The 2123-nt window shown below is 58.5% G+C and carries 1 protein-coding gene and 2 pseudogenes; 2 read left to right on the top strand and 1 reads right to left on the bottom strand.

Going from position 1 to position 2123, the window contains the following annotated elements:
* Window positions 1-710: 710 nt before the first annotated feature.
* A pseudogene (gene istA / locus ACI3K3_RS25540) lies at window positions 711-1530 on the top strand (IS21 family transposase); the annotation flags it as partial.
* Between the two features lie 115 nt (window positions 1531-1645).
* Window positions 1646-2053 carry a PAS domain-containing protein gene (locus ACI3K3_RS25535; RefSeq protein ID WP_404918899.1) on the top strand — a complete coding sequence of 136 codons (408 nt, stop codon included), beginning with the start codon at window positions 1646-1648 and terminating at the stop codon, window positions 2051-2053.
* On the opposite strand, the pseudogene ACI3K3_RS25530 reads toward ACI3K3_RS25535, so the two are convergent.
* Window positions 1997-2123: pseudogene (locus ACI3K3_RS25530) on the bottom strand (IS5/IS1182 family transposase); the annotation flags it as partial. The gene ACI3K3_RS25535 and the pseudogene ACI3K3_RS25530 sit on opposite strands and share 57 nt — an antisense overlap.

Below are 2123 nucleotides of genomic sequence, written 5' to 3'. Positions count from 1 at the left end.
CGCGACAATCAAGATGAGACCGAGGTCCTTGCCAGCGACAATTAAAATCGGCACTGAATGACGCGCCGCGACAATCACATTCTCATCCTGATTGACGCGCAATACTCATCCTGATTGACGCGCAATATCCGTCCTTCCATCAGGCCAGACTCTAATCAAGCTTGGAGGAAAAGCCGGGGGTCACGTCAGCGCCTATAACTGGCGGAACTCCACCACTTCAAGCCTCAACAGAGGCGGAAGGATCATCCGCCGTTGTCAGAAGCCAAAGGCCATAAATGTGGTGCAACGGGAGGAGGACCACCCGCCCACGCACGCAGGTCCTCAATCCACTGTCTAACGGCGACTAGCTCTGGCGCGGGCAGGCAGCAGACCACCTCCAGAAGCATTGCTGAAGCGCCTGCCTCGTAGGCGTAGCGGGCTTCTAAATCCCAGTCGGGCATCAAGCTTCCAATCGTGTATAAAACGCCTTGTCGCACATCAAAACAGCGCTGGCGTCCACCTATATCAACTTCTATTTTTTAGGTGACCCATGCTTACTAATGCTGCGGTGAAGGCCGCCGCCGCGCAATCGCGCGCATACAAGATGAGTAGCCCCTAGATTGTTGATTGCCACTGAGAAGTGACCCGGGAAGGCTATAAGTTTCCGCTGAGAATTGACCCATGTTTTCCTCCGTTCCGGCTGCCAGCCGGAGGGTCGTGGAGTGATCGACATGGACTTACTCAGTGTGATCCGCCGGTGGCATTTCCGGCAGAAGATCCCCATTCGAGAGATCAAGCGCCGGACCGGCCTATCCCGCAACACCATCCGTAAATATCTGCGTTCCGATGCGGTGGAGCCCAGCTTCAAGGTCCCGTTGCGGCCCAGCAAACTCGATCCCTTCGCGGACAAGCTAACCGCTTGGCTGCGGGTGGAATCCAAGAAATCCCGCAAACAGAAGCTGACCGCCAAGCAGTGGCACGCCGATCTGGTAAAGCTGGGATATGATGGCTCTTATAACCGGGTTGCAGCTTTTGCCCGGCACTGGCGGACCGAGCTTCAGTATGAACAACAGACCAGCGGGCGCGCGACATTCGTGCCTCTGGTTTTCCAGCCTGGCGAGGCGTTCCAGTTCGACTGGAGCGAGGATTACGCCGTGTTGGGCGGCAAGCACACGAAGCTGCAGGTTGCCCATACCAAGCTGGCACATAGCCGCGCCTTCATCGTGCGAGCCTATGCTCCAGACCCATGAGATGCTGTTCGACGCGCTGACGCAGGCGTTCCGGGTGCTGGGCGGCGTGCCCCAGCGCGGGATCTTCGACAATATGAGGACCGCTGTCGACAAGATCGGGGCCGGGAAGGCACGGCAGGTCAACGCGAGGTTTGCCGCCATGGCCAGCCACTATCTGTTCGAGACCGACTTCTGCAATCCGGCTTCAGGCTGGGAGAAAGGACAAGTCGAGAAGAACGTCCAGGAAGCTCGGCGCCGGTTGTGGCAACCGATGCCCAGCTTCCGCGATCTGGCTGAGTTGAACGCTTGGCTATCCAAACGGGCGCGGGACGCGCTTAGTGAAAGCTCGGACCGGCTGAGCCTGGCAATCGAAATCGGCGAGCTGGGACTGGGATTTGCGATCGCGCGAGGTGAAATGGAACGATCGTCACTTTCGCATGCAGGGCTATTTCGTCGGCGAGGTAACGCCGAGCTTCGAGGCATGGGCCGCGCGTGTACATCCGGACGATCGTGCCGAAGCGATCGCGCTGATCGATAGAGCGCGCGACCGAAGAGAGACTTACATCCACGAGTTTCGCTCGCTTCACCCCGGCGGCGCAATCCGCTGGTGCTCCGCGCGCGGAAGCTTCTTATATGATGCGAGCGGCGCGCCTTACCGCATGATTGGCTTGATGGAGGATATCACAGATCGAAAGCTCGCCGAGGATGCTATCGGAGAAAGCGAGGAGCGGTTCCGACAGTTCGCTCATGCCTCGTCCGGCGCGCTCTGGATCCGCAAAGCCGATACGCTAGGCCACCGACTCATTATGCCGCAACCAGATGCGGATGGATGCGAGTTGGACTGAGGCAAGGAAGTTGTCGTCGCGTTTGTCGTAGCGGGTAGCTACGGCTCGAAACTGCTTGAGTTTGCTGAAG

Source organism: Novosphingobium sp. ZW T3_23 (assembly GCF_044987305.1).
Lineage (GTDB): Bacteria > Pseudomonadota > Alphaproteobacteria > Sphingomonadales > Sphingomonadaceae > Novosphingobium.
Note: the sequence above shows the minus strand (reverse complement) of the source record. Positions and strands in the feature narration are given on the sequence as shown.

Bases quoted from the DNA above. Each gene is read 5' to 3' on its own strand.
- ACI3K3_RS25535 (WP_404918899.1), top strand. From the start codon at position 1,646: ATGCAGGGCTATTTCGTCGGCGAGGTAACGCCGAGCTTCGAGGCATGG.